Genomic DNA, 26764 nt, shown 5'->3' with positions numbered 1-26764 from the left:
CATGAGTACACACGTTATGGAAAATGATGTACTGCTGGCTATGAAGGGTGACAATGGTGCATTCACCCGTTTAATTGAAGCGACACGAAACACCATCAGCAGTATTGCATTGGCCGTGGTGAAAGATCTTGATGCCAGCGAGGAAGTTACGCAGCAGGTGTATATTCAGTGTTGGCAGAAGTTAGATACCCTGAAGAACCCGGCCAGCTTTTTACCCTGGCTGCGCCAGTCAACTCGCTATGCGGCCTTCAACTATTTAAGAGATAACAAAGTGTCGCAGCGCGCCAGCAGTGAAGAAGCTGATGTTTTGTTTGCGCAATTCTGTAACGACGATGACAGTGTGGAAACCGAATTCACACGCGACCAGCAGGCGAAAATTCTGACCCGCGTTGTCGATGAACTCCCCAAAGAAACCCGCGAAATTGTATTGTTGTATTATCGTGAAGAACAATCCAGCGCCCAGGTGGCGAGACTGCTGAACATCTCTGACGATACGGTTCGCCAGCAACTTCGCAGGGCGCGCTTGTCCCTGCGTGAGAAACTGCTGGACAAGTATGGTGCACTTATCCTGTCAACTTCACCGACAATGGCAATCAGTGCGACAGCACTTATTGGTGGCGGATTCAGCACGCCGGCGCAGGCTGCGACTGGAGCCGCTACCAGCGGCGGTTTCTGGGGTACGGTAAAGTGGCTGCTTAGCGGCGCTATGCTTGCCGCCGTCGTAGGTGCACTTACCGTGTATATCAGCGCCAGCATTCCGCTTCGGCATATGCAGGATGAAGAGCGCAAGGCGGCATTAAGAAAGGAACGTGATCGCACCGTCGTTGCCACTCTGATAACCGGCGCTCTGTGGGCTGCGGCCTATGAATTTACGTCAGGTTGGGTTGGCCCCGTCATCACTTATCAGTTAATGATGGGCGTTATTTTCGTGCAAACGATGAAGATGCAGAACATGATTACAGATGAACAACAGCAGCGTCAGGCGGCTCCGACGCGAAGTGTATTTGGGTTTAGCAGCGGCCGTTTCGGGCTTTATGCGGGATTTATCGTCGGCAATGCCGCGATGTTTGTTGGACTCTATGCCAGTGGCAGGCCGTTTTTTTAACGCCCCGATCGACACACTCACGCTCGCAATTGCCATCGTCCACGGTAGAAGCCGAACAAACCGTATGTTCGGCTTCGCCTCTAACGATTTTCACTGTAGCGCCGCAGAAGTGTAATGAAGATACTCAGCGAATGTCTCTTTCAACGGCTTTCCTACTTATGTTTGGTTTTCACTGGTTTTGGCGGTATGACCAAACACCCGGTTTACCCACAAGAAGAAGTAAGGCGCAAACAACACCACAAATAACGTGGTAGCGGTGATCCCGCCCAGCACACCAATACTGATTGCATTCTGCGCACCAGAGCCCGGCCCGGCGGCAAACGCCAGCGGCATAACACCCAGAATGAAGGTCAGTGAGGTCATCAGAATGGGACGTAAACGTTGTTTCGCCGCAGTCAGTGCCGCGTCAAAAGGTTCCATGCCCTCATTTACGTTATGCTGGGCAAACTCCACAATAAGAATGGCATTTTTTGCTGCCAGCCCAATTGTCATTAACAGGCCCACCTGAAAATACACATCATTGGCTTGTCCGGTAAGCCAGGTAGCAAGCACAGCCCCAAAAATACCAAACGGAACGGTAAGCATAATCGCCAGCGGGATTGCCCAGCTTTCATATAATGCCGCCAGGATCATAAACACAGCGATAATGGTAATGCTGTAAAGCAGCAGGGTTTGATTGCCACTTTGCTTTTCTTCATACGACAGCCCCGTCCAGGCGATATCGATACCGTCTGGTAATGAGTCTGCAATACGTTCCACTTCCTGCAGTGCTTCACCCGAACTTATCCCTGGCGTGGTCGAGCCCTGAATTTCACGGGAAGAGCTACCGTTAAAACGGGTAAGCTTGGGCGGACCGTACGTCCACTCACCAGAAGCAATTTCCTTAAGCTGAACCATGCCGCCCTGTTCATTACGTACATACCAGTCGTTAATATCTTCCGGCAGCATGCGGTATTTGTCTTCGGCCTGCACGTAAACACGTTTGATGCGTCCGTTTTCGATGAAATCATTCACATACGCGCCACCTAACGCTGCACTTAATGTCTGGTTAATCGTCGATATCGGAACCCCTAATGCTCGCGCTTTAATCGTGTCAACATCCAGACTGTATTGCGGGTTGTCAGATAATCCGTTGAAACGAACCGCCGTGAGCATCTGGCTCTGATTAGCCTGAGCCAGGAACTGATTACTCGCCTGCACCAACGCCTGATGCCCTAATCCGCCCTGGTCGATAAGCTGAAACTCAAAACCACTGGCATTTCCTAATGCACTGACCGGTGGCGGAATAAGCGGAATGATCATCGCGTCTGACACTCCCGATAACGCCTGCGTGGCTTTCTTCTGGATTTCGAAGACACTGCCACCCTCGCCGCGGTCTTCCCAGTCTTTCATTTTCACAAAGGCGATACCGACATTTTGCGCCTGCCCAGAAAAGCTGAACCCGGCAGCGGTAAACAACCCTTCCACCGCGTCGCCGGCGTCATTCAGGTAGAAATCCTCAACTTTTTCAATTTTGTCGCGGGTTTGTTGCAACGTGGTACTGGGTGGACCGGTAACCAGAGTAAACATCCGTCCCTGGTCTTCTTCAGGTAAAAATGAAGTAGGGATACGAAGGAATATCAACACGCTCACTACTATCACAGAAATAAACACGACAGGCAGGATAATGCGATTATTCAGGGTGCCGTTTAGCAGCCGTTCATGACCACCACGTAATTTGTTAAAGCCACGGTTAAACAAGCCAAAAAAGCCGCTGTGCTTTTCTTTTTTCCCCTGCTCCAAAAAGATGGCGCATAGTGTCGGTGACAGGGTCAGCGCCACGAACAACGACAAGCCCATTGCTGCTGAAATGGTAATAGCGAACTGGCGGTATATTACGCCCACAGAGCCATCAAATAGCGCCATCGGCAGAAATACCGCCCATATCACAACTGTTGTGCCTAACAACGCTGACGAAATCTCTTTCATTGCCTGTCTTGCCGCTTCTTTCGGAGTAAGAGAATCATCTTCTTCGAGTTTACGTTCGGCGTTTTCTGTTACCACGATGGCATCGTCTACCAGCATGCCGATAGCCAGCACCAGCGCGAATAGCGTCAGTACGTTTACGGAATAATCCATGATGGCGAGAAAGGCGAACGTGCCCAGCAAAACGATGGGGATGGCGGCCGCGGGAACAAAGGTTGCCCGCAGTGTTTGTAAGAAAATATAGATAACCAGCACCACCAGCACTACGGCAATGCCAAGGGTTTCCACTACGTTAAAAATCGAGGCTTCGATAAACGGTGAAATGTCTACCGGATACTGAATCTCAAGATCATCAGGAATAATATTGTCAAAATCGTCCACCCGCGCTTTAACAGCCTGGATGGTCTCCAGTGCGTTGGCTGAGGGCGATAATTCAATGGCGATACCAGAGGCTGGCTGGCCGTTCCAGCGCCCGATCACCCGATAGCTTTCGGCGCCAATTTCAATACGGGCCACATCGCCTAACGAGACATGAGAGCCATCTGAATTCACTGATAACAAGATCTGCTCGAATTCTTCGGGGCTGGTGAGCAGAGTCTGGGCTGTGATCGTCGCATTTAGCTGCTGTCCTTCAACCGACGGCGCGCCCCCAATTTCTCCCGACGCCAGCTGTACGTTCTGCTCTTCAATGGCACTGATCACATCCAGCGTTGTGATATTAAAGTTGTTCATGGCGTGGGGATCGAGCCAGATACGCATGGCGTGCTCGGGCCCGAACGTCTGGATTTGCCCCACCCCGTTTACGCGGCTTAATGGCTCTTCGAGGTTGGAAACCAGAAAATCAGAAATGTCATTGCGGTTCATGTTGCCGCTTTTTGAAGAAAAGCTCACGATAAGCGCGTAACTGCTACCGGCTTTCTCCACCGCTACCCCAAGCTGCTGCACCACCGGCGGCAGCGATGACTGGGCCTGCGACACTTTATTTTGCGTTTGCACCTGCGCGATATCCGGATCGGTACCGGGCTCAAATGTCAGCGTAATCGAGGCAGTTCCTGCTGAAGAGCTCTGCGACTGGATATATCTGAGGTTATCAATACCGGTCAGGTTCTTCTCAATAACCTGGGTTACCGTATTCTCCAGTGTTTGCGCAGACGCCCCCGGGTACGTTGCAGAAATAGATACCTTGGGCGGCGCAATGCTTGGGTATTGCTCAAGGGGCAAACTGGTTACCGAGAAAATACCGGCCCCAATGATCAGAAGCGCAATAACAATAGTGAAGATGGGGCGGGCAATGAAGAACTTTGAAAACATAAATTAACGCCCACCCTGTGATGATCCGGCCTTCTCTGTGTTCTCTTTATCGCTGCCTGACGAGCGCTGTTGCTGGCTTTGTTTATCACTGCTCTGATTAACGTTACTGGGTTTAACCGGCGCACCTTCCTGCAGGTTCATAGTGCCTTCAACTATCACCTTGTCGCCTTCGTTTAAGCCATCTTCTATTACCCAATTGTTCTGATACGCGACGCCGGTTGTGATCCGCCGTTTCACAGCCTTATTGTCACTACTGACGAGCCAGACATGCGTCTCACCGCCATCACCAATTTGCACACTTTTCTGTGGAACTACCAGCGCCTTAGACGAGGCCAGGTTTTCAATAGATGCGCGCACAAACAAGCCGGGCAACAGACGATTTTCAGGGTTGGGAAAGACAGAGCGCAGACGAATGGCACCGGTCTGTTCGTCAACCGCCAGATCGGTTGCATCCAGCTTGCCTTTATGAGGATAGGGCTCGTCGGAGTCGGACAAAAACAAACTTACCTCGAAGTTCTCATCTTCGCGTTCCTGCATTCGGGATTCTATCAGGCGGGCTTTGAGCTTTTGCGCATCACCAACAGACTGGGACAAATCCACATATACCGGATCCAGCTGGCGTATCACCGCTAATGGCTCTTGCTGTTGCTGTGTGACCAGCGCGCCTTTGGTTACCGTGGAAGGACCGATGAACCCGCTGATTGGGGCATACACTTTGGTGTAGGCCAGATTAATTTGTGCGCTTTTCACTTCCGCTTCAGCCTGGCTTACCGCCGCTCTGGCTTGCTGAAGTTCGGTTTTGGCGTTATCAAATTCCTGTTCGCTTAGTACCTTGCTGGCGGCCAGACTGTCATAGCGATTCACTACTGACTGTGTGTTGGCTACGGCAGCCTTTGCACTTTCCAGATTAGCCTGGGCCATCTCAAGGTCTGCCTGGTAGCGTTCAGGCGCAATCTGATAAAGCTGATCGCCTTCCTCCACCAGCGTCCCTTCTTCAAACAGACGCTCCTGAATGATCCCGCCAACCTGCGGCCGTATTTGCGCAACACGATAGGATACAACGCGCCCGGGTAGTTTTTCGGTATAGTCGATGCGCGCAGGGCTGATGCTGATAAAACCCACTGGCATTGCTTTCTGGCTAGCCCCCGGCGGGCCTGCGGCCTGACCATCCTGCTGCGAACCTGATTTATCATCGCTGCAGGCCGTTACCGTCAGTAAGGCAAACAGGCCAAAGATGAACGCGAACCCACGTGGTACAGAACCCAAAGAAAAAAAAGATTGATGGAGTTGTCGCGACATTGATAATCCCTGCTTGTCTCAGTCGATAAGGGCACCAGCAATCAGCCTGATGCAAATAATTGATTTATATTGCGAATCAGCTAATTGTTACGCTGGCGGCATAGCAGCCGATCAACAACACGAAGATGACAAATTTGTAAGGTTGCAGGATGACACCGGGACGCCTTTAATGGGCTACGCAAAAAGGCTATATCAGGAATAGAAAATCTTGTAGCGAGTAACCTCTTATGAGATACAGCGCCAGGCAATCGCACTAACACCGCTAGCTACGTTTTCGTTGATTGCGAAAAGGCAGAGGGCCATTAATGCCTGGAAGGAAAGCCCTAAATGGTTTTAAAAAACGGCGCGTAAATCGTTGAGAAAGTCTCTTTGGGGCGAGGTCGGAAATGCCCCTCTGCAATGGTGGCCTGTTTAACCCGGTCAAAACGGAAAACCCGGGTGGAATCGCGTAGATGGTCCCATGCAATGATGTACCATATCGGCCAATTCAGAAGTATATAATGCACCTCTATCACACGGCGGGTTATGTCTGCATTTTCAGCCTGATAGTCTATTTCCAGAAAATGACGAGCCAGGAATGCTTCGGCGATTTGCTCAGAAATTGCCTGACAGGGAGAATGATAATGCGTGGCAATGTTAGCAGCGGCATTATTCCCAACCATGATGCGCTTGCGGATATCGCTTACGGCATTACGTTGCTGCTGTGGAAACGCCTGAAACAATTTCTGCTTAATGTGCTTAAGATTTACTGTGAGTAATGGCGATTGCAGGTTTTCCATTATGGCCAGAGACAGAATCAGCTCAACCACTTCCCGGTGGCTTAAATTCAGTCGCTCTATGCCCCACCGTCCGGAAAGACGAACGCCGCCACCCCGCCCCCGGTCAGATTCAATCGGGTAACCCGCATCGCGCAAGTCGGCTAATTCCCGCATCAGCGTACGCTGACTAATACCTAAATGCTCACGCAGCTGTGAGGTTTGCCAGTACTCCTCAGACTGCAATAAGCCAATTAAACGGCTGCGTCTGTCGGTGCGTTGAGAAAAACTACGGTTTGTCATCAATCTAATATGCCATTAAGCGGCACAATTCTCCATACACTTATTCATATGGCGGCAACGCAAATAAAAATGTCCCATGACCCCCCTGTCTTCACACAGAACATTAACTAATTGAAAAGGAATACTGGCAATGAAACTTTACTTTAACCCAAGAAGCAGAAGCGTCACCATCGACTGGATGTTCAATGAACTGAATGCAGAGTACGAACAAATCCAGATAGATTTTGCCAGCAAGGATAGCAACCTTGACGGTTTGCATCGCATAAACCCGATGAAGAAACTCCCCACGCTGGTTGACGACGAGGCAGTGGTCACAGAAACCGCCGCCATTTGCGCATACCTTGCAGATAAGTTTCCGCAAAAAAGACTGGCGCCGGACGTCGGCTCGCCCGAGCGAGGCGTATATTACCGCTACCTCTTTGTTGCCGGGAACACCATTGAGCCAGCACTCTCTCTGGCATCAGCAAATATGGAACATCCTGATGCGTACTCTGTGGGTTGGGGAGACATGGCACGGGTAATGGATACCATCGAGAAAATGACCCCTGCCAGTGGCTGGGCGTTAGGCGATCAGTTTACTGCAGCAGATATCGTGTTTGGTGGCCTGTTGGATTTCGCTGCAAAATTCGACTGGATTGCGGTATCACCCAAAGTTGCTGCATACATCTCGCGTATTCGCCAGCGCCCCTCTTATCTGCGGGCACATCCTGAAATGATGAAGAAAGCGGTGGGTAACAGGCTCGTTTGACTACTTTAACAAGTTGCGATATTTCCAGATACAAGCGCCCCGGTTGACCGGGGCAATTTGCCAAAGGTTGTCGCAATGAGGGGTGATAAGTGACTTTTAGTCAAACTGACTTCATGTAAGTACGCTCTTCAATCGCCAGAGTCTGAAAGCTTCTGCGGATAGGGCTCAAGCAACTCATTAACCAGTTCAGTCAGCGCTGTCTGAATAGTAATACTGTCGTGGGTTTCCAGCTCAGCACTTCCGGCTGCGCTATAAATGAAATTCCCGTTTTCAACTATGTCAATTTGTAGGTTCTGATATTGTGTTACCTGCTCCCCCACCGGGATATTGAAGATACTTCCAAGAGATATTCCACTGGAACGACCAAAAACGCCAGTGCCCAGGCCAATGCTCACCGATTTCCCATTTTCCTTTAGCGCCGTTGAAGGAAAAAAGCCAACTTCGACATCTGCCTCTTCCTTACTGACGGGCGTTAACCCCTTGCGCGTCAGGATATCGGTAATCGACGCTGCCAGATGATTTTCTATTGTCGGATTAACGGAATTCAACGGTGGCTTTACAAAGAACGTGTTTACGGAAGCAAAGTTAAAATTTTCAACTTTCTTGATTTGCGGTTTGTTTGATGCACATCCTGCCAACGTCAGGGCGGCGATCAGTGCAACGAGAATAAAGCGGACATTACGCATTCGGATTTGTATATTTTGCATAGATAATCATTATTAAAACATCTTGATACTTTAACGAAGAACCCGTGTGATATGGATCGTTTGTGCCAAATAGTGATAACCATCGATAACAGTGGAATAAGACTACTTACCACTCAAATACCCTGCCAACTTTTGGCGGGCAGCAGAAACAAAAAAGCCGGTAACTAACGTTACCGGTTTTTTGAACTTGAATTTAGTGAGGCGTTACCGTAGTTGAGTGCAACGCCCTAACGTCCAGTTAGTTTGACTTTTTGCGCATGCAAAGTATTGCTACAGCAAAAAGCATCAACGATAAAACATGAGGAGTCGGTACTGGTCGCGCGTCTGCAATTTCGAATTGAACAAAATCAAATTCTAGCGTTTCTATTGAAATAATATCAAAAGTGAGTGAGCTAAGATTAACGCCACTAATGCCAAAGAAACCTGCAGTAACAGAATCCGGGCTATCAAATAGATCTGAGTAGTTGTTGCCAGCACTATCAAAATAATTGATAGTACTTCTTGTTCCTTCCAATGAAGACCAATCTATGCCAAAAGCAGATACGTTATTGGTAAAAGTAAAAGTTAGCAAAGCTGAACCACTGAAGCCTAAAGATTGATTGCCCTCGGTACGAGTCGATGCATTGGCGCCTGAGTATGTTGCGAGTGATGATCCAGAGATGCTTACGATAAAACTCCCGAAATCGATACTGTTGCTTGCAGTAAACAAGCCTTCAAAACCCTCGGTCATCAGAGAGCCCAAACCTGAGGACCAGTTACCGCGCTCAGCTTGTAAAGTCGGAACGCCTCCGGGCATATTAGTCTCGACTGTGTAAATTACAGCAGCTTGCGATACTGAAGCGGTGAGACACAGTAACGCTCCAATTAGCAGTCTTCTTAAATTCATTTTCATTTCCTACACGTGATTTAGCACTAAAAAACAGCAATTAATGTGCCTATATTATTGTTGTTTTAAATCATGGTCTTAATTTGCGCTTGCTAATAATTTGTAAAAAAATCTGACGATGAGCTAGCGATTTTGAAGTTGTAGAGAAGATAATAGGTACTGAAATGAAAAAGCCGGTAACAAAAGCTACCGGCTTTTTCAATTAGTTGGCGACTTACACGCGCTCGAAGATGGTTGCGATACCGTGGCCTAGACCAATGCACATGGTGGCTAAGCCTATGCTCTTGTCGTTACTTTCCGTTAAGTTCAGCAAGGTAGTGCTGATACGTGAGCCAGATCAGCTCAATGGGTGGCCAAGTGCAATGGCACCACCGTTGAGGTTTACTTTCTCATCGTAGCTGTCAATCCAACTCAACTGCTTAATGCACGACAACGCTTGCGCTGCGAATACCTCATTGAATTCAGCCAGTTCGATGTCGTCCATTGTCATGCCAGCGTGCTTTAATGCTTTTTGTGTGGCTGGTAACGGGCCATAATGGCAGCGTCAAACAACGGCCCAAGAATAACGCTAATTTATCCTTCTCAGTGTTCCTCTGGGAAAGCTTCACTTATTTTACGATTATGTCTGCTTATAAACTGTTCCCTTTATTCGCATATCCGTGAACAAGAAATAAAAAAGCCCACAATGTAGTGGGCCTTCACGCCTAAACGACTTATTTCATGGGAACAACACCACAATCACTCATCCCGATAAGTATCAATCGTCGGGCAGGAACACATGAGGTTTCTGTCACCGTATACATCGTCAATGCGATTAACACTTGGCCAGAACTTATTGCGATGTACTTCCGGGGCTGGATATGCTGCCAGCATGCGGTCGTAACCACGGTTCCAGTCGTTATCACAAATGTCAGCCAGTGTATGCGGTGCATTGTGCAGCGGGTTGTCCGTGGCATCCCACTCGCCGCTTTCTACTTTCGCAATTTCTTTGCGAATGCTGATCATGGCGTTCACGAAACGGTCAAGCTCGTACTTGGCTTCTGATTCCGTTGGCTCAATCATCAGGGTGCCCGCAACCGGGAAGCTCATGGTTGGCGCGTGGAAGCCATAGTCGTTAAGACGCTTGGCAATGTCCATCTCGCTTACACCAGAGGCTTCTTTTAACGGGCGCAGGTCGATAATACATTCGTGCGCCACGCGACCATTACGGCCTTTGTAAAGCACGTCGAACTGCCCTTCCAGAGACTTCGCTACATAGTTGGCATTCAGAATGGCAACCTCGGTGGCTTTACGCAATCCGGCCGAGCCCATCATCTTAATGTACATGTAGCTGATTGGCAGAATAGATGCACTGCCCCATGGCGCTGCAGATACTGCACCACAGTCTTTACCAGCATTATCGATATTCACTACCGTATGGTTTGGCAGGAAAGGCGCCAGGTGTGATTTCACACCAATAGGTCCCATGCCAGGGCCGCCACCACCGTGAGGAATACAGAAAGTTTTGTGCAGGTTTAAGTGCGAGACATCAGAACCGATGAAACCAGGTGAAGTAATGCCTACCTGCGCGTTCATGTTTGCGCCATCCATATAAACCTGGCCGCCGTGCTCATGCACAATGTCACAGATTTCGCGGATAGTCTCTTCATACACACCGTGCGTAGACGGATACGTAATCATCGCACAAGACAGGTTATCGCCCACGTCCTCGGCTTTTTTGCGAAGGTCGTTTAAGTCGACGTTACCGTTTTTATCACAATCAACCACAACCACCTTCAGGCTTACCATTTGTGCTGATGCCGGGTTAGTGCCGTGCGCTGAGCTTGGGATCAGACACACGTTGCGGTGCCCTTCTCCACGGCTTTCATGGTAACGCTGAATGGCCAGCAGGCCAGCGTATTCGCCCTGTGCACCAGAGTTAGGCTGCATAGAAAGTGCGTCGTAACCGGTGATATTGATCAGCCAGTCGCTGAGTTCCGCAATCATTTCCTGATACCCGGCAGCCTGATCCACCGGCGCAAACGGGTGCATCTGACCAAACTCAGGCCAGGTCACCGGGATCATTTCCGCCGTGGCGTTCAGCTTCATGGTGCATGAGCCCAACGAAATCATGGAGTGATTCAGCGCCAGATCTTTATTTTCCAGTGACTTGATATAACGCAGCATCTCCGTTTCTGAATGATACTGGTTAAACACTTCGTGGGTCAGAATGTCAGAAGTACGCTGCAGGTCGGCTGGAATAACCTGTTTGTTTTGCGTGGTCACTTCCGCGTCTAACGCTTCTACTGTGAGGCCATGATCGTCGCCCAGCAGTACATTCAGCAGAGTGTCGATGTCGTCACGCGTGGTGGTTTCGTCCATCGAGATACCCACTGCACCATCTAAATCGGCACGCAGGTTAACGCCGGCTTCATATGCCGCTTTCAGTACGGCATCCTTGTCATCAACCATTACTGTCAGGGTGTCGAACCAGGTACTGTGCTTCAGGCCGAGCCCTTTTTGCGTCAGGCCGGATGCCAGAATTGTAGTAAGACGGTGAATGCGCTGGGCAATGGTTTTCAGGCCTTCAGGCCCATGATATACAGCATAGAATGATGCCATATTGGCCAGCAATACCTGCGCGGTACAGATGTTTGAGTTCGCTTTTTCACGGCGGATGTGCTGTTCACGGGTTTGCAGCGCCATGCGAAATGCAGGGCGGCCACGGGTGTCTTTACTTACGCCAATGATACGGCCAGGAAGCGAACGCTTGTAGCTGTCACGGGTGGCGAAGAACGCCGCGTGTGGACCACCATAGCCCATAGGTACACCAAAGCGCTGCGCGCTGCCTAATGCCACATCAGCACCCAGTTCGCCAGGAGATTTCAGCATCACCAGGCTCATCAGATCGGCGGCAACAGACACCATACCTTTCTTCGCCTGCACGGCAGCGATGATATCGCTGATATCTTTAATTTCACCGGTGGTCGAGGGGTATTGCAGCAGCGCACCAAACACGTCGTGCTCAGCCGCTTCTTCGGCCGGGCCACTTACAATACCAAACCCAAACATTTCGGCGCGGGTTTCCACCACGTCACGGGTTTGCGGGTGAACGTCATCAGCGATGAAGTACAGGTTCGCCTTTTTATTCTTAGACACACGCTTTGACAGTGACATGGCTTCTGCTGCCGCAGTACCTTCGTCAAGCAGTGATGCCGACGCCAGCTCCAGACCGGTCAGGTCGATAGTCAGTTGCTGGAAGTTCAGAATGGCTTCCAGACGGCCCTGCGCGATTTCCGGCTGATACGGCGTGTACGCGGTATACCAGCCTGGGTTTTCCAGAACGTTACGCAAAATCACATTCGGTACATGGGTATCGTAGTAGCCCATGCCGATAAAAGACCGGTTAATGGTATTTTTTTGCGCAACGGCTTTTAATGCAGCCAGTGCGTTGACTTCGGTCTCGCCTTCTCCCACTTCAATGGGCTTTTCCAGCTCGATACCGGCCGGTACAGTCTGAGACATTAAATCGGCAAGCGACTCGGCACCAATGGTGTCCAGCATTGCCTGAATTTCCTGCTCGCCCGGACCAATGTGGCGGCGAGTAAATGCGTTTTTCTGCTCTAGCTGAGCCAGTGTAGGGGAAGAATTCGACATAACGTTAGGTAAGCATCCGCAGTAGTAAAAAAGACAAAAGGGGCCACTTCACCGCCCCTTTTATTTCATTGTTCAATCCGTGCCTGACGATTATTCGTCTTCAAGGGTATTTTCGTAACCCTCGGCGTCCAGCAGCGCGTCAAACTCTGACGCATCTGACGCTTTGATTTTGAACATCCAGCCGTCACCGTAAGGGTCTGAGTTCACCAGTTCTGGAGAGTCTTCCAGTTCTTCGTTAACTGCAACCACTTCACCTGTGATTGGCGTGTACACGTCAGACGCTGCTTTTACTGACTCGGCAACTGCCACATCGTCGCCTGCGCTGACTTCATCACCCACATCCGGCAGTTCAACAAATACCATGTCGCCCAGCAGATCCTGTGCGTGCTCAGAAATACCTACAGTGTAAACACCGTCACCTTCAGGGCGAACCCATTCATGAGAGGCGGCGTAGCGTAATTCGTTAGGGATATTGCTCATAATTGTTCCTGCTCTTGTCTCTTAAATTTATAAAACACTTTTACCATTGCGAACGAAGCTGGGCTTAACCACTTTTACTGTAACCCACTTTTTACGCATTTCCACCTCAACGGTTTCACCGACACCAGCGGGGACCCGTGCCATACCGATGGCATGTCCCAGCGTGGGTGAAAAGGTACCTGATGTGATCACGCCTTCGCCGTTTTCCGTCTTCACTTTCTGGCCATGACGCAGTACACCTTTCTCGGTCATCACCAGACCAATCAGCTTATCAGTGCCCGCTTCACGTTGTGCTTCTAATGCCTTACGGCCAACGAAGTCACGATCGGCAGGTTCCCAGGTAATCGTCCAGCCCATGTTGGCTGCCAGCGGGGATACCGTTTCATCCATATCCTGACCGTACAGGTTCATACCCGCTTCCAGACGCAGTGTGTCGCGTGCACCCAGACCACAAGGCTTCACGCCGGCATCCAGCAGGCCCTGCCAGAAAGAGGCAGCCTGTGCTTCCGGCACCATAATTTCATAACCGGCTTCACCGGTGTAGCCAGTGGTGGCGATGAACAGGTCTTCCGCCTGCACGCCGAAAAACGGCTTCATACCGGCAACGGCTTCTTTTTGCGCAGCGCTGAAAAGCGTTGCCGCTTTTTCTTTCGCATTCGGACCCTGTACTGCAATCATGGCGAATTCAGGGCGTTCGGTAATGGTCACGTCAAAGCCTTCTGCTTTACTGCGCAGCCAGTTCATGTCTTTTTCACGGGTGGCTGAGTTCACAACCAGGCGATAGTTGGTTTCATCGAAGTGATAAACAATTAAGTCATCCACCACGCCGCCTTCTTCATTCAGCATGCCGCTGTACAGGGCTTTGCCTTTTTCTTTCAGCTTGGCAACGTCGTTGGCTAGCAGATACTGAAGATAGGCTTTCGCCTGAGGGCCTGTGGCATCGACGATGGTCATGTGTGACACGTCAAACATTCCGGCGTCCTGGCGGACCGCGTGGTGCTCTTCAATCTGAGAGCCATAGTTGATTGGCATATCCCAACCAAAAAAATCTACCATTTTTGCACCGGCTTCCAGGTGCTTGGCATGTAGGGCAGTCGTGCTGGTCATTCGACTCACTCTTCTAGTAATAAAAACGCCTCAAAGTATAGAAAGAGTCAGGGTGATCAACAAATTGGAATTTCTTATACATACATTTACATTTATAATGTATTCACCTTATAACATCAGAAAAGCAAATCTAATGAAGCAGCTGTCACTGGATAATTTACGCACGTTTGTCAGCGTGATTGAGCAAGGCGGCTACGCCAAAGCCGGCGAGTGGCTGGGGCGCTCTCAGCCTGCCATCAGTCTGCAGATTAAAAAGCTCGAGGTGCAGCTGGACAGAAAACTGTTTACGAAAGTCGGGCAGCGTCATCTACCCAGCAGCGATGGAAACTGGCTATACCCGAAAGCCAAAGAGTTGCTGGAGATGAACGATGCGATTTTCCGCAGCCTGACACCGGCCCCTCTGAGTGGGCGTTTGCGTCTGGGCATTCCGAATGAATTCGCTTCTACCCTGCTACCTGGTCTTATTGGTGAGTTCTCTAAGCGTTATCCTGATGTATCGTTAGAAGTGACATCCGCACTTAGCCGCGATTTGCTGCATCCCGCCAGGCGTGAGCAGTTTGATTTAATACTGGCACTCGTCAACCCGGAAGAAGAAACCAAAGGCGAACGGGTGTTAGAAGATGAAGTGGTTTGGGTTGGCGATCCCTCGAGGCCATTGGTAAGCGACAGTATTTCGTTGGTGCTCGCCCCCGACGGCTGTATGTACCGCAGCCGCGTGATTGAGCAGTTAAAACAGCAGACGCGGGCATGGAAAATCACCTACACCAATGCGGATTTGTCGGGGCTGGTAGCCGCTATTCAGCAAGGTCTTGGTGTAACTGCACTGGCTCGCTCCAGCTTGCCACAAAACCTGACGCCACTGAGCCATCCTATTCTGCCTAAGCTGGGAAAAGTGAATATCTGTTTGTTTAATCAGGATACCCAGCATCCGGTAATCAGCAAAACGTTGTCTGAATTTATCACCTCGAGACTGAAGGCATCAGCCTGAGTTGTGCAGTGGCGCAAACGGGCAAAGGGTTGGGCGCACAACCAGCGGCGCAAACAACCTTACCTGTCACACAGTTGCAGCCCCAGCTCTGACGTAGCGTTTCTGGTTGCTTCAGAGCATAAAAAAAGGCGATGTAGCAATACATCGCCTTTGTTGATGTCGTTAAGGCTATACCGCCAGAGGCACAAGCGATCCTATAGGGTTATCCAGACTTTCCGGTGGTTCGGTAAACCAGTGCGGGCCTTTCTCTCCCATATAAATACAGTCTTCCAGTCGCACGCCAAACTCCCCCGGAAGGTAAATGCCCGGTTCGTTAGAGAAGCACATACCCTGCTGTAGTGGAGTGCTCTCTCCACGCACAAAATTGACACTTTCGTGCCCTTCCATGCCGATGCCATGGCCGGTTCGGTGAGACAGGCCCGGCAACGCATAATCCGGCCCATAGCCTTTTTGCTCATACACTTTGCGAACGGCATCATCAACACTGCCCGCAGTAGCGCCAATCTTGGCGGCCTCAAATGCCACGCGCTGTCCTTCGCGAACGAGGTTCCAGATCTTTCTTTGTTTATCATTGGGCTCGCCAAATACAAACGTACGACTGATATCCGACTGATAGCCGTGTACACTACAGCCACTGTCCATCAGTACCACAGAACCTTTTTTGATGGTCTGCTCCTGACGGGTGCCATGCGGATATGCGCTGGCCTCATTGAACAGCGACAAGCACCAGGTATCCTGTCCACCCAAACGCTGCTGCGCCCCGTTCATCAGTGTTTTCACATCAGCCTGAGACATGCCCTCCTGCAACTGTCCATACACATGCTGATACGCGCGAAGCGTGATTTCATTCGCTTTGTGCATCAGTGCCAGCTCGTGCGGTGTTTTCATCATTCGGCAGCCCAGCGTAACCGGATCTGCCGACACGTGACTGAACTGACGTCCCGCGCCCATTACGCCATGTAAAACGAAGTAGCGCACCGTGCTTTCAAAACCAATGTTCCCTGAGGTAATACCGCGTTTTTTCAGCACATCGACCACCAATGCGAACGGACTCTCATGCTCCTGCCATACATGAATATCGCCTTCTATTTGCAGCGATTCTTCTACACTGGGCTTTTCGAAAAACGGTGTCACGATGGCAACAGATCCGGATTGAGGAATGATCAATGCGGTCAGACGTTCACTGCGCCACCACTGAACACCGGAAAAATAATCCATGGCAGCGCCAGGCTCGATCACCAACGCATCAATACCGTGGGTTTTCATCAGTGTCTGCGCTTTACCGATGCGGGCTTCCCGCTCTTTGGCATTCACTGGCTTCACGGTACCCGTAATGTCGGTGAGTCGGGCATGGGTAGGGAAATCTTTATTTTCCTGGGCCTTAATGGCAAAAGGGGTTGCCATTGCTGCCAGGCCAACACCGGAAAACTTAAGAAAGTCGCGTTTGTTCATGAGTCAGTCCATTGGGTGGAAGAAGAGCTATCTTTCAGTATTCAGCGCGCGGATGCAACTTCGGCTTATCGTTAGAACGATAAAGCAGTCAATCTGGCGATACATCAACCTCTGACACCTACCATGCCACCGCAGATAACGACTTGTCGCGAAAGGTCAATAACAGCCCCTCGAGGGAGCCTTGGAAGATGCGATTAAAAAGGTTTCATCGAGTTTTAGGAAGCGAAGCAAGCGCTGCAGAACATGATTACAGTAACGCTTCGGCAGCGTGATCTATGAAACTACAGGCGGTTTGCGCGCCCGTCGCTATCTGAGACTGTCAATGATGACGTCATCATCTGAAAATTGTCAGAGCAACGCATTATCGCTTTCAGTTTTATCACTCACAGGATAAGCGTGAATATGCTGTCGGATAATCTACAGCCCCATCGCTTGGGCAACCCAACGATCTTTCACGCCAGGCAATGAATCCGTCGCCATCAAACCCACACCGCGGACAAGCTTTTTAAGCGGATCATCACCAGCGAACAACTGTTTGAAGCCTTCCATTGCAGCAACCATTTTTAACGCTTGTGCTTTTCGCTCCCGCTCCCATGGCCGCAGATAACGGTACCGATAAAACGGTTTTCCGGCGGCCTCAAGATCACGCAGACAATCAGCCAGTGCGAAGGCATCCTGCATTCCCAGGTTTGCTCCCTGCCCGGCGAGTGGATGAATAGTATGTGCCGCATCCCCCAGGATCAGCCCGCCGGGTTTTAACCACTGCCTGGCATAGCGCATAACCAGTGGAAAATGAAAGCGCTCGGTAGCCAGCGCCATGGTTCCCAGCGCAGCATTGCAGGTGGCTGTCAGCGCGGCACAAAACGCGCGGTCATCTAAACCTAACAGCGCGGCGGCATTGTCTTTTTCCTGCGACCAGACAATGGATATAAGATTCGGATCCGCCATTGGTAATAACGCCAGCGGACCGCTGGGCGTAAACACCTGACGCGCGACGCCGCCGTGTGGCTCATCGCATCGCAGATTTGCCACAATCGCGGTATGGCCGTAGTCTTTGAATGTCAGCGGAAACGCGGCCTGGTTGCGTACGAAAGAATTTGCTCCGTCCGCGCCCACCAGCAATTTACAGGCGATGGCATCGTTATTCTCCAACATGACAACGGTTTGTTCGTCGCCCCATAAAATACGGCTGATTGTGGTTTCAGTCACAGTGACGTTCGCCTGAGACGCCACTTCTGTGGCCAGCGCATTCACCAGCGCCTGATTCTCAACAATGTGGCCCAGATTGTCGGTCTGCGTATCGGCGGCATCAAAGGCTATTCGGCCAAAACTGTCTTTGTCCCATACCGCCATTTGCGTATAGGCACACAACCGCGACTGCGGAATATGTTGCCATGCACCCAGCAAATTAAGCCTGTCTGCATTGCGTTTATTTATCGCGCTTACTCTGACCGTTGGCGAATCGGGTAATGTCTGAGACAACGGCACGTCGCTGACTACCGCAACAGTTAGCTCGGTATTTTTCAGTGCACAGGCCAGCGACAGGCCAACCATTCCACCACCGACAATAAGCACATCTACATTTTGCATAATGGGTTTTACTTCACTGTTGTATGTTAAGTGGCTATCCGTTAACTACGGATCCGCGCTCGGTTTGACGGCCATAACCGGTAGTAAGTCGCACAAACTCCTGACTCAGAGCGGGCAGTAAATCCAGCGTCAACAGGCCGAGGTTACGTCCGGCCTGCAACGGAAAGTAACGGTTTGAAAACGTACGAACCAAGGTGTCTGTGAGCTTTACCGTAGCTCGTCTGTCGCCTTCCCGGCAGTGTCGGTAGCGATCAAGCACGCGATATAAGCCCGGATCTTCTGCTTCCATCACACTGTTGATCAGCCCCGTAACATCCCTCAGCCCCAGATTAAAGCCTTGTCCGGCTATAGGATGTAGCGTTTGCGCGCTGTTGCCTACTACCACACAACGGTGGGTGATTAGTTCGCGCGTGGTGTTGAGAATAAGCGGATAGGCGTCGCGAGGCCCCACCTCCATGATCCGGCCCTGACGGTAACCGAAGGCCTGCTGAAGTGCGTCTATAAAGCGCGAGTCGGACAAGGTCATAAGTTCGTCGAGTTGCTCACTCGCTACGGTCCACACCACGGAAAAACCATGTCCTTTAACAGTCTGGTCACCAAAGTCGGCCTGATAAGGCAAAAACGCCAGTGGCCCCTGTTCGGTAAAACGCTCAAAGGCATTTCCAGAATGCGGTTCGCTGGTTTGCACATTACAGATAATGGCACTTTGTCCATACGGAGACTGTTCACGGGTAAAGCCTGCCTGTTCAGACAAGCCGGAGCGTCCGCCATCAGCAAGTATGCAGAGGTCGGCGGAAACCTCGCCACCGCTTGTCAGCGCCAGCGATACCTTGTCTTGATGTTGAGTCAGCGTAGAGACCGTATCCGGAGCAACGTGGGTAAAGCGGGGATTATCCAGAAAAGACGGCAGGAGTTCACCCAGAGCTGATAACGAGACAACCTGACCGAACGCCGGTACCCTGTAATCTTCCGCTGTCAGTTCGCATAAACCTGCAGCCCCTTTATCTGTCACTTGTATGTGTTTTATTGGCTCAGGAGAGGCAGGGGCTAAGTCAATGCCAAGCGCAGCAAGCTCATTCACAGTGCGTCTGGACAGTGCAATCACCCGGTTATCAAAGCCCGGGGCGGGGCTGGCATCTGCAGGATCATGGGCATCAATCAATGTGACGTTGAACGGCGTTTTTGCCAGCAGCCCCGCAGCAAGCACCGAGCCAACGACGCCGCCTCCGACTATCACTACATCCTTGGTATCCACGTTTACTGACGCTCCATTAACGCTTCGATTTCTTCAATTTGTTTGGGTACATCGGCGGTTAAAATATCTACGCCGGTCGCCGTGATCACCACGTCGTCCTCAATCCGCACACCGATACCTTTATACTGCTCTGGGATATCAGTGTTTTCCGGCAGATAGATTCCGGGCTCGATGGTGATGACCATGCCGGGCTTAAGCGGGCGGTCTTTGCCATTAATTTTGTAATCGCCCACATCGTGAACATCTAATCCGAGATAGTGCCCCAGACCGTGCATGTAAAACTGCCGCCATGACTGCGATTCCAGGTTTTCACTCACCGCGCCTTTGAGAATGCCTAGCGTAATCAGCCCGTCGGTTATCACCTCCGCGCTGTGATGCATCAGCTCATTCAGCGTGACACCCGGCCCCACCATGGCAAGGACACTTTCCTGCACTTTCAATACCAGTGAGTAGATATCTTTCTGAGGCGCAGTAAATTTACCGTTCACCGGAAAGGTACGGGTAATATCAGCAGCATACCCCTGAAATTCGGCGCCGGCATCGATCAGGATCAAATCGCCGTCATTTACTTGTGCATTGTTCTCGGTGTAATGAAGAATGCAGGCATTCCGGCCACTTCCTACTATAGTGCCGTAAGCCGGCGAGCGCGCACCCGCCATTGCAAATTCGTGATGCAGTTCAGCTTCAAGCTGATACTCATAACAACCAGGATGCGCAAACTGCATGGCGCGCTTGTGCGCTGAGGCCGTAATCTGCGCCGCTGCGCGCATAACGGCAACTTCACAGGCCGATTTAAACACACGCATTTCATGTAAAATTGGCCTCACATCCTCAATAGAAAGCGGTGCAAGATTTTCTTTTGGCGCCGTTCTGAGCATGTCCAGAACAGCAAAAACGGCCTCGTCAGCCTGTGCAAATTCACCCTGCGCGAAATACACATGCTTATGCCCGTTTATCCATTCATGCAGTGCTTGTGGCAGCTGCTCAAGCTCGCAGGCCTCGTCCAGACCAAACTGATTCAGCGCTTCCTCAGCCCCCAGACGACGTCCCTGCCAGATTTCGGCTTCAGGATCTTTGCCCTGACACACCATGGCGCGAAAATTCGACTGATAACGCGGATGATTTGACAATACCAGCCAGGTATCAGGCTCGTTAAATCCGGTGAGATACCAGAAGTCACTGTGCTGGCGAAACACATATTCGGTATCACGGCTACGTGTGACCAGCGATGCGGCCGGGACCAGACAAATACTGTACGGGCGACATTGCGCCAGAAGGCGGTCTTGTCGGGTCGTAAATTCCTGCTGACTGATCATAACTGTCCTTTCGCGATTAATGTACCGATGGTTTCCCTGGCTGGTCTTCGAGTAACGACTGCCCCAACTCGCTGTAGCAAAGCAAAGCCGAAATTTTCACATATTCGATAACTTCGTCCAGCGCGCGCTCTGACTCTTCATCTTCGGTCATCGGCTCTTCCATACGGGCGATATCCGCAAAATCCTGTAATGCTTCACGAACATCGTCAGAACACTGCATCAAATCTTGTTGATATAAGCCAAAGCCCAACATAAAGCCCTGTACCCAGCTTATCAGTGCGGCGCCCCTGTCGTTAATAGGCGCTTTGTCATCAGGCAGCATCAGCTGCAGCGCAAACTCAGCTTCCAGTAACTGTTGACCGGTCTGATTAAAAAGACTGGTAAGTAACTGCTCAGCCTCCTGGTTAAAAGGGTCGCCAGAATTCGTGGTGTCGCTGAGCGCATCTAACCACTTTTGATCGGTAATCGACATACCACCAGCCATCATGCCGCACAATATGCCGTGAATTTCAGCAGCGTCAACTTTCACGCCCTGCTGTGACAAACGGTTAGTTACACCATCGTAATCAAGGAAATTTTCCACACAATACATCCTCAGGTCATTTGTCAGTATGGTATCAAAGACGGTGTTGAAAACCTATCTGCATCCGGCAGCACTGCTGCATTGTCGAGCATAAAGCAGGTAGCACAATACCTCACCTGCCCCACTGCAGGTGAGAAGCATCAGCTAACGTCCCCGCTGCAACTGCATCCTCATCAGTCGTGTAAATTGTCAATGAATACCGGCGTAGCGGTATTTCGATCAGGTGTTCTGATACACATGTCCTGGCCCGAATGGTCTTTGGAGCACGGTCAATGCGCCCTCTAAGCACATGCTGAGCCAGGGAAGATGCGCTTAGGATGGGCAGCGTAGGTTTGCAGGTTATCGCCCGATTACCAGACTATGATAATATCGCCCAATATATAGAGTGGCTATACTGCGTGGCTGCTGCCTAATCTGAATTGCAAACAATTCGCTGCGAAAATGAACACCAAAGATCAATTGACCCTGTCATATAAGCAAAGGCTCTGATTATTTGTTCTTTCGGGGTTGGCACAACCTTCCCGGATGCTTTAAGATCACACCTTCAATAAGGACATTTCTGTAGGGACAGTGTTTAGCTATCGACTTTACACCATCCTTATACCATCAGGTCTTGTAATGTGTAGCTGCTACAGCGATACTAATCCTGACCATTTGGTCAAAAATTGAAGCAGTAGCTTCTCACATTTCGCAACATCGTATGAAATTGGTTGTCGCTTGTCGTTTATGGTGATCTACTTCACCGTCGACAGCGTTTGTTATACCCTGTTGCGTTACGCATTATAACAATGCCTTCTGGGATATTTGCCAGTTCATTCATGTCCCTGGCCGATGCTTTACCATTAGGAAGTTGAGATCGTAACTATTGTGCAAGCTCGGCATTTGTACCGAGAAGCCTACGGTTACGGCGATTCTTCCGCCCTGAACTTTTCGGTTCACGGGCGAACAATGAACAGCGGTATTCCGGAAGGCGCCCTCTTTCGACGGAAGAAGAAATGGCGATAATAAATTTTGGTTCGATAAATATCGATCACGTTTATCAGGTTGAGCATTTTGTGAAGCCTGGTGAAACACTTGCCTCTACTGACTATCAGCAATTGCTGGGTGGCAAAGGTGCTAATCAGTCGATTGCTCTGGCTCAGGCTGGCGCCGATGTACGCCACGTAGGCAGCATTCACGAAAACGATGCTGCGTTTAAGCAGTTTCTAATCAAAAAAGGTGTGGATTGCCGGGGCGTTAAATGTAACGACACGCCATCAGGCCACGCTATCATTCAGGTCACCCCCAGTGGTGAAAACGCGATTGTGCTATTTGGTGGCGCGAATCAGACCATTACGTCTGAAACGGTCCGCTACGCACTAAGTGACACCAGCTCGTCTGACTGGGTGCTTACCCAAAACGAAACCAGCAGCATTGCCGATGTGCTCACCCAAGCTAAAGAGAAACAGCTGAAGGTGGCATTCAATCCGGCACCGATGAGCGAGTCGGTGAAATCACTGCCGCTTGACTGCGTGGATTTGTTGATTGTCAACGAAACGGAGGCGGCGGAGATTACCGGCGAAAGTGAGCTGGATAACATTATCAGCTACTTTACTGAACACTGGCAGCATGCCGAAGTCATTATTACGTTGGGGAAAGCTGGCGTACTGATGCTGCGTAAAGAAGGTACCATTCAGGTAGACGCTTTTGTCGTGGACGCTATCGACACGACTGCTGCCGGCGATACGTTTATTGGGTACTTTTTATCGGCGTACTGCAATCATACCGACGCCAGACAGGCACTGAAACGTGGCTGCGCCGCGTCAGCTATTGCGGTAACCCGCGAAGGCGCTGCGCAATCCATCCCGACACAACAGGAAGTTGACCGCTTTCTTGCAAAGCACGGCAGTTAACGAGGACAGCAAGAGATTCTTATGACACACAAAATAATTCTTGATACAGATCCGGGTATCGATGATGCCATGGCTATCTTTTTTGCCTTTCAGGCACCAGACATTGAGGTTCTCGGCCTGACCACGGTTTTTGGTAACGTGCCGGTTTCCATGTCAGCACAAAACGCGCTGACACTTTGCGAAATTGCAGATAAGAACATTCCGGTAACCAAAGGTGTTGGCATGCCATGGGTAGGACCAGAATCAACCTATGCACACTTCGTACATGGTGATTACGGTTTCGGCCATATCAAACCAGAAGCGCCAAAGCGTGAACTGGATCCTCGCAGCTCCGCACAGTTCATTGTGGATATGGCGCGCAAATACCCTGGCGAAATCACGCTGGTTGCTATTGGTCCGTTAGGCAACCTGGCACTCGCACTTCGCCTCGAGCCCGAACTTCCTAAACTGGTCAAGGGTGTCAGCATTATGGGCGGCGCCGCGTTTGTGCGTGGCAACGTCACACCTGTGGCAGAAGCCAATATCTGGAACGATGCGCACGCTGCAGAAATTGTGTTCGCGGCTGACTGGGACCTGACGATGTTTGGTTTAGATGTTACCAATTATGTGCCGTTTGCGCCGACGTTCGTTGACGTGCTGGCTGAGAAAAACCCGAAACTGGGTAGCTTCGTACAGGAAACCGCACAGTTTTACATGGATTTTTATTCTCAAAACCGTGACGACAGAGTGTGCTTTTTCCATGATGCGTTCCCTATTGCGCACCTAATACAGCCGGAATTATTCGAGCTGACAGAAGGTCATGTTCGTGTTGGCACAGGGCCGCTTGATCGCGGACAGACAGTGGTAGCACCGGCGGGTACAACGCCAAGTCCGCTATGGAATGAAGCGAATACCATCAAGGTTGCCACAAAAGTTGATCACGCAAAGCTGGAACAATTATTCATTGATACTTATGCTTTGTAGACGATAAGCTCTGCGTGTAGAAAAAGGGCCAGAGGCCCTTTTTTTATGCAAAAATTTCGCGGATACACAAAATTGGTACCCCGAAGTTCAGCACGCCTGGCCTAACCATGATGCAGTTAGCGCAGCCATTTGCCAGACTGATGTGCAGTCTATGAACGACAACAAGGGAGGTTCAGCGGTATGCAATCAGCCCCAATTCCTGATAATGAAGAGCAGCGCCTTGCAGAATTGCTGAGCTACGACATTCTGGATACAGAGGCTGAGGCACTGTTCGACGAAATTACAGCACTTGCCTCACAGATTTGCGAAAGCCCCATTGCGCTGATAAGCCTGGTTGATCCTGACCGCCAGTGGTTTAAATCCAAAGTCGGGCTGGACGCAAGTGAGACCTCGCGGAATATTGCATTCTGCGCCCACGCGATATTGCAGGATGAAGTGTTTGAAGTGCCAGATACCCTTGATGATCCCCGCTTTGAAGACAACCCACTTGTCACCGGCGCTCCCAATATCCGTGCATATGCAGGGGCGCCTTTGGTTACGCCTTCAGGCCTCGCCATTGGCACACTCTGCACCATCAGCGATAAACCCCAGAAGCTGACCGAGTTACAAAAACAGGCGTTAACCACGCTGAGTCACTCGGTCGTTGCGCATCTTGAGCTTCGTCGCAAGAACCTTGAGCTAAAACGCACCAATCAGTTTAAATCAGACTTTTTGTCCTACGTCAGTCATGAAGTTCGCACGCCGCTTAATGCCATTAACACCTTCTCCAGACTACTTGAACAGGAAGCCCAAGCCGAAAACATGCCGGTGATGTTTCGACAGTCATTGGGACATATCCGCCAGAGCGGAGAGCGCTTGCTGGACATTGTCAATTCGGTACTGGATGTAAAACAAATTGAAGCGGGTAAAATGAAGTTATTGCCCCGTCCGGTCAGCACTCGCGACTTCTTTATGCATTTATTTTCTTTAACCCGGGTGCGGGCTCAGGAACGCGATATCCATTTTCATACGCACATTGATGACTCACTACCAGACGTCATTGAGCTGGACGATACCAAGTTCGCTCAGGTTGCACTGAATATCCTGACGAATGCGATAAAATATACGCAAAAAGGCAAGGATGTCAGAGCCCAGATATTTTTTCGGGACAACACGCTTAAACTGGTAGTAAAGGACGACGGCATAGGCATAAGCGAAGAGGATCAGAAGCGCCTGTTTCAACCTTTTGAGCGCATGGAGAACGCTTCGCAGTTTGATGGCACTGGGCTTGGATTAATGATCACCCGAAAGCTGCTGGAACTGATGAACGGCACTATCCGTCTTACCAGCCAACTCAATGAAGGCACCACTGTGATGATCGATGTGCCGGTTAAATCAATGAACAACTCGTCGCTAATTGACGAAAATGGTCCGGCCTTCGTGCAACAGGTAAATCTGCGTGCAAACGCCACTGTGCTGGTTGTTGAAGATAATGAGATAAATCAGGTCGTCATTCAGGCGCTGCTTGAGAAGCTTGAGGTCGCTCATGCTATCGTCGACAGCGGGGAAGCCTGTTTAGAATGGCTTAAAAGCGAGCAGCCTGATCTGATACTGATGGACCTGAACCTGCCAGGAATTTCCGGCAAAGAGGCAACAACGCAGCTAAAAAAGCAATTCCCGTCATTGCCGGTTGTGGCACTTACCGCAGATGTAATCACCGACAAAAATACCCTGATTGCATCAGGGATGGACGCCGTGCTCACCAAACCCGTTGAAACGGTAGACTTAATACGTACACTGAACTTTTATTTGAACAACGAGCAGTAAGGCATGTCATCCAGCCGCGCACAATGGCGAAAACACTTTCGTGAAGCCCGTAATAATCTTTCTGCAAAGGCGCAACAACAAGCCGCTGCAGATGTTGCGCACCGGCTATCTTCTCTGCCGGAGCTTCGAGATGCCCGTCGTGTCGCCGCCTATCTGGACAACGACGGTGAAGTGTCATTGCGGGAACTTATCTTACTTCTGCAGTCAAGAGACGTTGCAACATCATTGCCTGTACTACACCCTTTTTCGGGCAAGCATCTGTTGTTTCTTGATTACACGCCGCATACCCCTATGAAGAAAAACCGCTTTGGGATCGCCGAACCTGAGTTACGCTGTCAGAGCGTACGACTGCTGGCGGAGCACCAGGTTATTCTGATGCCGCTGGTTGGCTTTGATAACAAGGGAAACAGGCTTGGTATGGGAGGGGGCTTTTACGACCGCACGCTGGCGAACCTCGACAGGTTATCCCGCCGACCGCTACTGATTGGTGTGGCACATGACTGTCAGCAAGCTGATGCCCTTCCGGTCATGCAGTGGGATATCCCCTTAAATGCAATAGTCACCCCAACGCAGACGATCAGGATATCCCAGCCCTGATTTCTTTACTCACCTTACCG

20 protein-coding genes, 1 other RNA gene and 1 pseudogene are annotated in these 26764 nt (G+C 50.5%); 8 read left to right on the top strand and 14 right to left on the bottom strand.

Features of this window, described 5'->3' with window-relative positions; genetic code table 11:
- Position 1: 1 nt before the first annotated feature.
- Positions 2-1105 carry an RNA polymerase sigma factor gene (locus JKP77_RS04835; RefSeq protein ID WP_218310069.1) on the top strand — a complete coding sequence of 368 codons (1104 nt, stop codon included), beginning with the start codon at positions 2-4 and terminating at the stop codon, positions 1103-1105.
- A gap of 156 nt (positions 1106-1261) precedes the next feature.
- On the opposite strand, the gene JKP77_RS04830 is transcribed toward JKP77_RS04835, so the two are convergent.
- The 3 genes from JKP77_RS04830 to JKP77_RS04820 form a co-directional block, all read right to left on the bottom strand.
- Positions 1262-4381 (bottom strand): efflux RND transporter permease subunit, encoded by a 3120-nt coding sequence (locus JKP77_RS04830; protein ID WP_218310068.1) that lies wholly within the window; start codon positions 4379-4381, stop codon positions 1262-1264.
- Between the two features lie 3 nt (positions 4382-4384).
- Entirely contained in the window at positions 4385-5680 is a 1296-nt protein-coding gene (locus JKP77_RS04825) for an efflux RND transporter periplasmic adaptor subunit (RefSeq protein WP_218310067.1), read from the bottom strand.
- Positions 5681-6003: 323 nt separating this feature from the next.
- Positions 6004-6738, bottom strand: coding sequence for a helix-turn-helix transcriptional regulator (locus tag JKP77_RS04820; protein ID WP_218310066.1), 735 nt, complete (start codon positions 6736-6738; stop codon positions 6004-6006).
- A gap of 130 nt (positions 6739-6868) precedes the next feature.
- On the opposite strand from JKP77_RS04820, the gene JKP77_RS04815 reads away from it, so the two are divergent.
- Positions 6869-7486, top strand: a complete 618-nt coding sequence (locus JKP77_RS04815) for a glutathione S-transferase family protein (RefSeq protein WP_218310065.1) — start codon at positions 6869-6871, stop codon at positions 7484-7486.
- Between the two features lie 128 nt (positions 7487-7614).
- On the opposite strand, the gene JKP77_RS04810 is transcribed toward JKP77_RS04815, so the two are convergent.
- The 6 genes and pseudogenes from JKP77_RS04810 to gcvT all read right to left on the bottom strand — a co-directional run bounded on the left by JKP77_RS04810 (position 7615) and on the right by gcvT (position 14302).
- Positions 7615-8193 carry a DUF4136 domain-containing protein gene (locus JKP77_RS04810; protein ID WP_218310064.1) on the bottom strand — a complete coding sequence of 193 codons (579 nt, stop codon included), beginning with the start codon at positions 8191-8193 and terminating at the stop codon, positions 7615-7617.
- A gap of 238 nt (positions 8194-8431) precedes the next feature.
- Positions 8432-9079, bottom strand: a complete 648-nt coding sequence (locus tag JKP77_RS04805; RefSeq protein ID WP_218310063.1) for a hypothetical protein — start codon at positions 9077-9079, stop codon at positions 8432-8434.
- Positions 9080-9293: 214 nt separating this feature from the next.
- Positions 9294-9614: pseudogene (gene fadA, locus JKP77_RS04800) on the bottom strand (acetyl-CoA C-acyltransferase); the annotation flags it as partial.
- A 203-nt stretch (positions 9615-9817) separates the two neighbouring features.
- Positions 9818-12715, bottom strand: a complete 2898-nt coding sequence (gcvP, locus tag JKP77_RS04795; RefSeq protein ID WP_218310062.1) for an aminomethyl-transferring glycine dehydrogenase — start codon at positions 12713-12715, stop codon at positions 9818-9820.
- Positions 12716-12805: 90 nt separating this feature from the next.
- A complete protein-coding gene (gcvH, locus tag JKP77_RS04790) occupies positions 12806-13195 on the bottom strand; it encodes a glycine cleavage system protein GcvH (RefSeq protein WP_218310061.1) in 390 nt (129 codons plus the stop codon).
- Positions 13196-13222: 27 nt separating this feature from the next.
- Positions 13223-14302, bottom strand: a complete 1080-nt coding sequence (gcvT, locus tag JKP77_RS04785) for a glycine cleavage system aminomethyltransferase GcvT (RefSeq protein ID WP_218310060.1) — start codon at positions 14300-14302, stop codon at positions 13223-13225.
- A gap of 133 nt (positions 14303-14435) precedes the next feature.
- Here gcvT and JKP77_RS04780 point away from each other — a divergent pair, with 133 nt between their 5' ends.
- Positions 14436-15290, top strand: a complete 855-nt coding sequence (locus JKP77_RS04780) for a LysR family transcriptional regulator (protein ID WP_218310059.1) — start codon at positions 14436-14438, stop codon at positions 15288-15290.
- Positions 15291-15458: 168 nt separating this feature from the next.
- Here JKP77_RS04780 and JKP77_RS04775 read toward each other — a convergent pair whose 3' ends face one another.
- From JKP77_RS04775 to JKP77_RS04755, 5 genes are all read right to left on the bottom strand, one after another.
- On the bottom strand, positions 15459-16742 hold the full coding sequence (locus JKP77_RS04775) for a M24 family metallopeptidase (protein ID WP_218310058.1): 1284 nt from the start codon (positions 16740-16742) through the stop codon (positions 15459-15461).
- A gap of 417 nt (positions 16743-17159) precedes the next feature.
- The gene (locus JKP77_RS04770; protein ID WP_218310057.1) at positions 17160-18332 is read right to left on the bottom strand and encodes an FAD-dependent monooxygenase; all 1173 of its coding nucleotides are present in this window, start codon (positions 18330-18332) and stop codon (positions 17160-17162) included.
- 34 nt (positions 18333-18366) lie between these two features.
- Positions 18367-19587 carry a 2-octaprenyl-6-methoxyphenyl hydroxylase gene (gene ubiH / locus JKP77_RS04765; protein WP_218310056.1) on the bottom strand — a complete coding sequence of 407 codons (1221 nt, stop codon included), beginning with the start codon at positions 19585-19587 and terminating at the stop codon, positions 18367-18369.
- A gap of 2 nt (positions 19588-19589) precedes the next feature.
- Entirely contained in the window at positions 19590-20903 is a 1314-nt protein-coding gene (pepP, locus tag JKP77_RS04760) for a Xaa-Pro aminopeptidase (RefSeq protein WP_218310055.1), read from the bottom strand.
- A 16-nt stretch (positions 20904-20919) separates the two neighbouring features.
- On the bottom strand, positions 20920-21486 hold the full coding sequence (locus JKP77_RS04755) for a UPF0149 family protein (RefSeq protein WP_218310054.1): 567 nt from the start codon (positions 21484-21486) through the stop codon (positions 20920-20922).
- Between the two features lie 789 nt (positions 21487-22275).
- Between JKP77_RS04755 and ssrS the strand changes: the two genes are divergently transcribed.
- From ssrS to JKP77_RS04730, 5 genes are all read left to right on the top strand, one after another.
- A non-coding RNA gene (ssrS, locus tag JKP77_RS04750) (6S RNA) lies at positions 22276-22460 on the top strand.
- A gap of 21 nt (positions 22461-22481) precedes the next feature.
- Positions 22482-23378: a ribokinase gene (locus tag JKP77_RS04745; RefSeq protein WP_218310053.1), complete on the top strand. Its 897-nt coding sequence runs from the start codon at positions 22482-22484 to the stop codon at positions 23376-23378.
- Positions 23379-23399: 21 nt separating this feature from the next.
- Positions 23400-24341, top strand: a complete 942-nt coding sequence (locus JKP77_RS04740; RefSeq protein WP_218310052.1) for a nucleoside hydrolase — start codon at positions 23400-23402, stop codon at positions 24339-24341.
- Between the two features lie 180 nt (positions 24342-24521).
- Entirely contained in the window at positions 24522-26147 is a 1626-nt protein-coding gene (locus JKP77_RS04735; protein ID WP_218310051.1) for a GAF domain-containing hybrid sensor histidine kinase/response regulator, read from the top strand.
- A 3-nt stretch (positions 26148-26150) separates the two neighbouring features.
- Positions 26151-26744 carry a 5-formyltetrahydrofolate cyclo-ligase gene (locus JKP77_RS04730; protein WP_218310050.1) on the top strand — a complete coding sequence of 198 codons (594 nt, stop codon included), beginning with the start codon at positions 26151-26153 and terminating at the stop codon, positions 26742-26744.
- Positions 26745-26764 lie beyond the last annotated feature (20 nt).

The organism is Alteromonas antoniana, from assembly GCF_019249295.1.
Lineage (GTDB): Bacteria > Pseudomonadota > Gammaproteobacteria > Enterobacterales > Alteromonadaceae > Alteromonas > Alteromonas antoniana.
The sequence above is the reverse complement of the archived record's forward strand: the minus strand, read 5'-3'. Positions and strand labels throughout refer to the sequence as shown.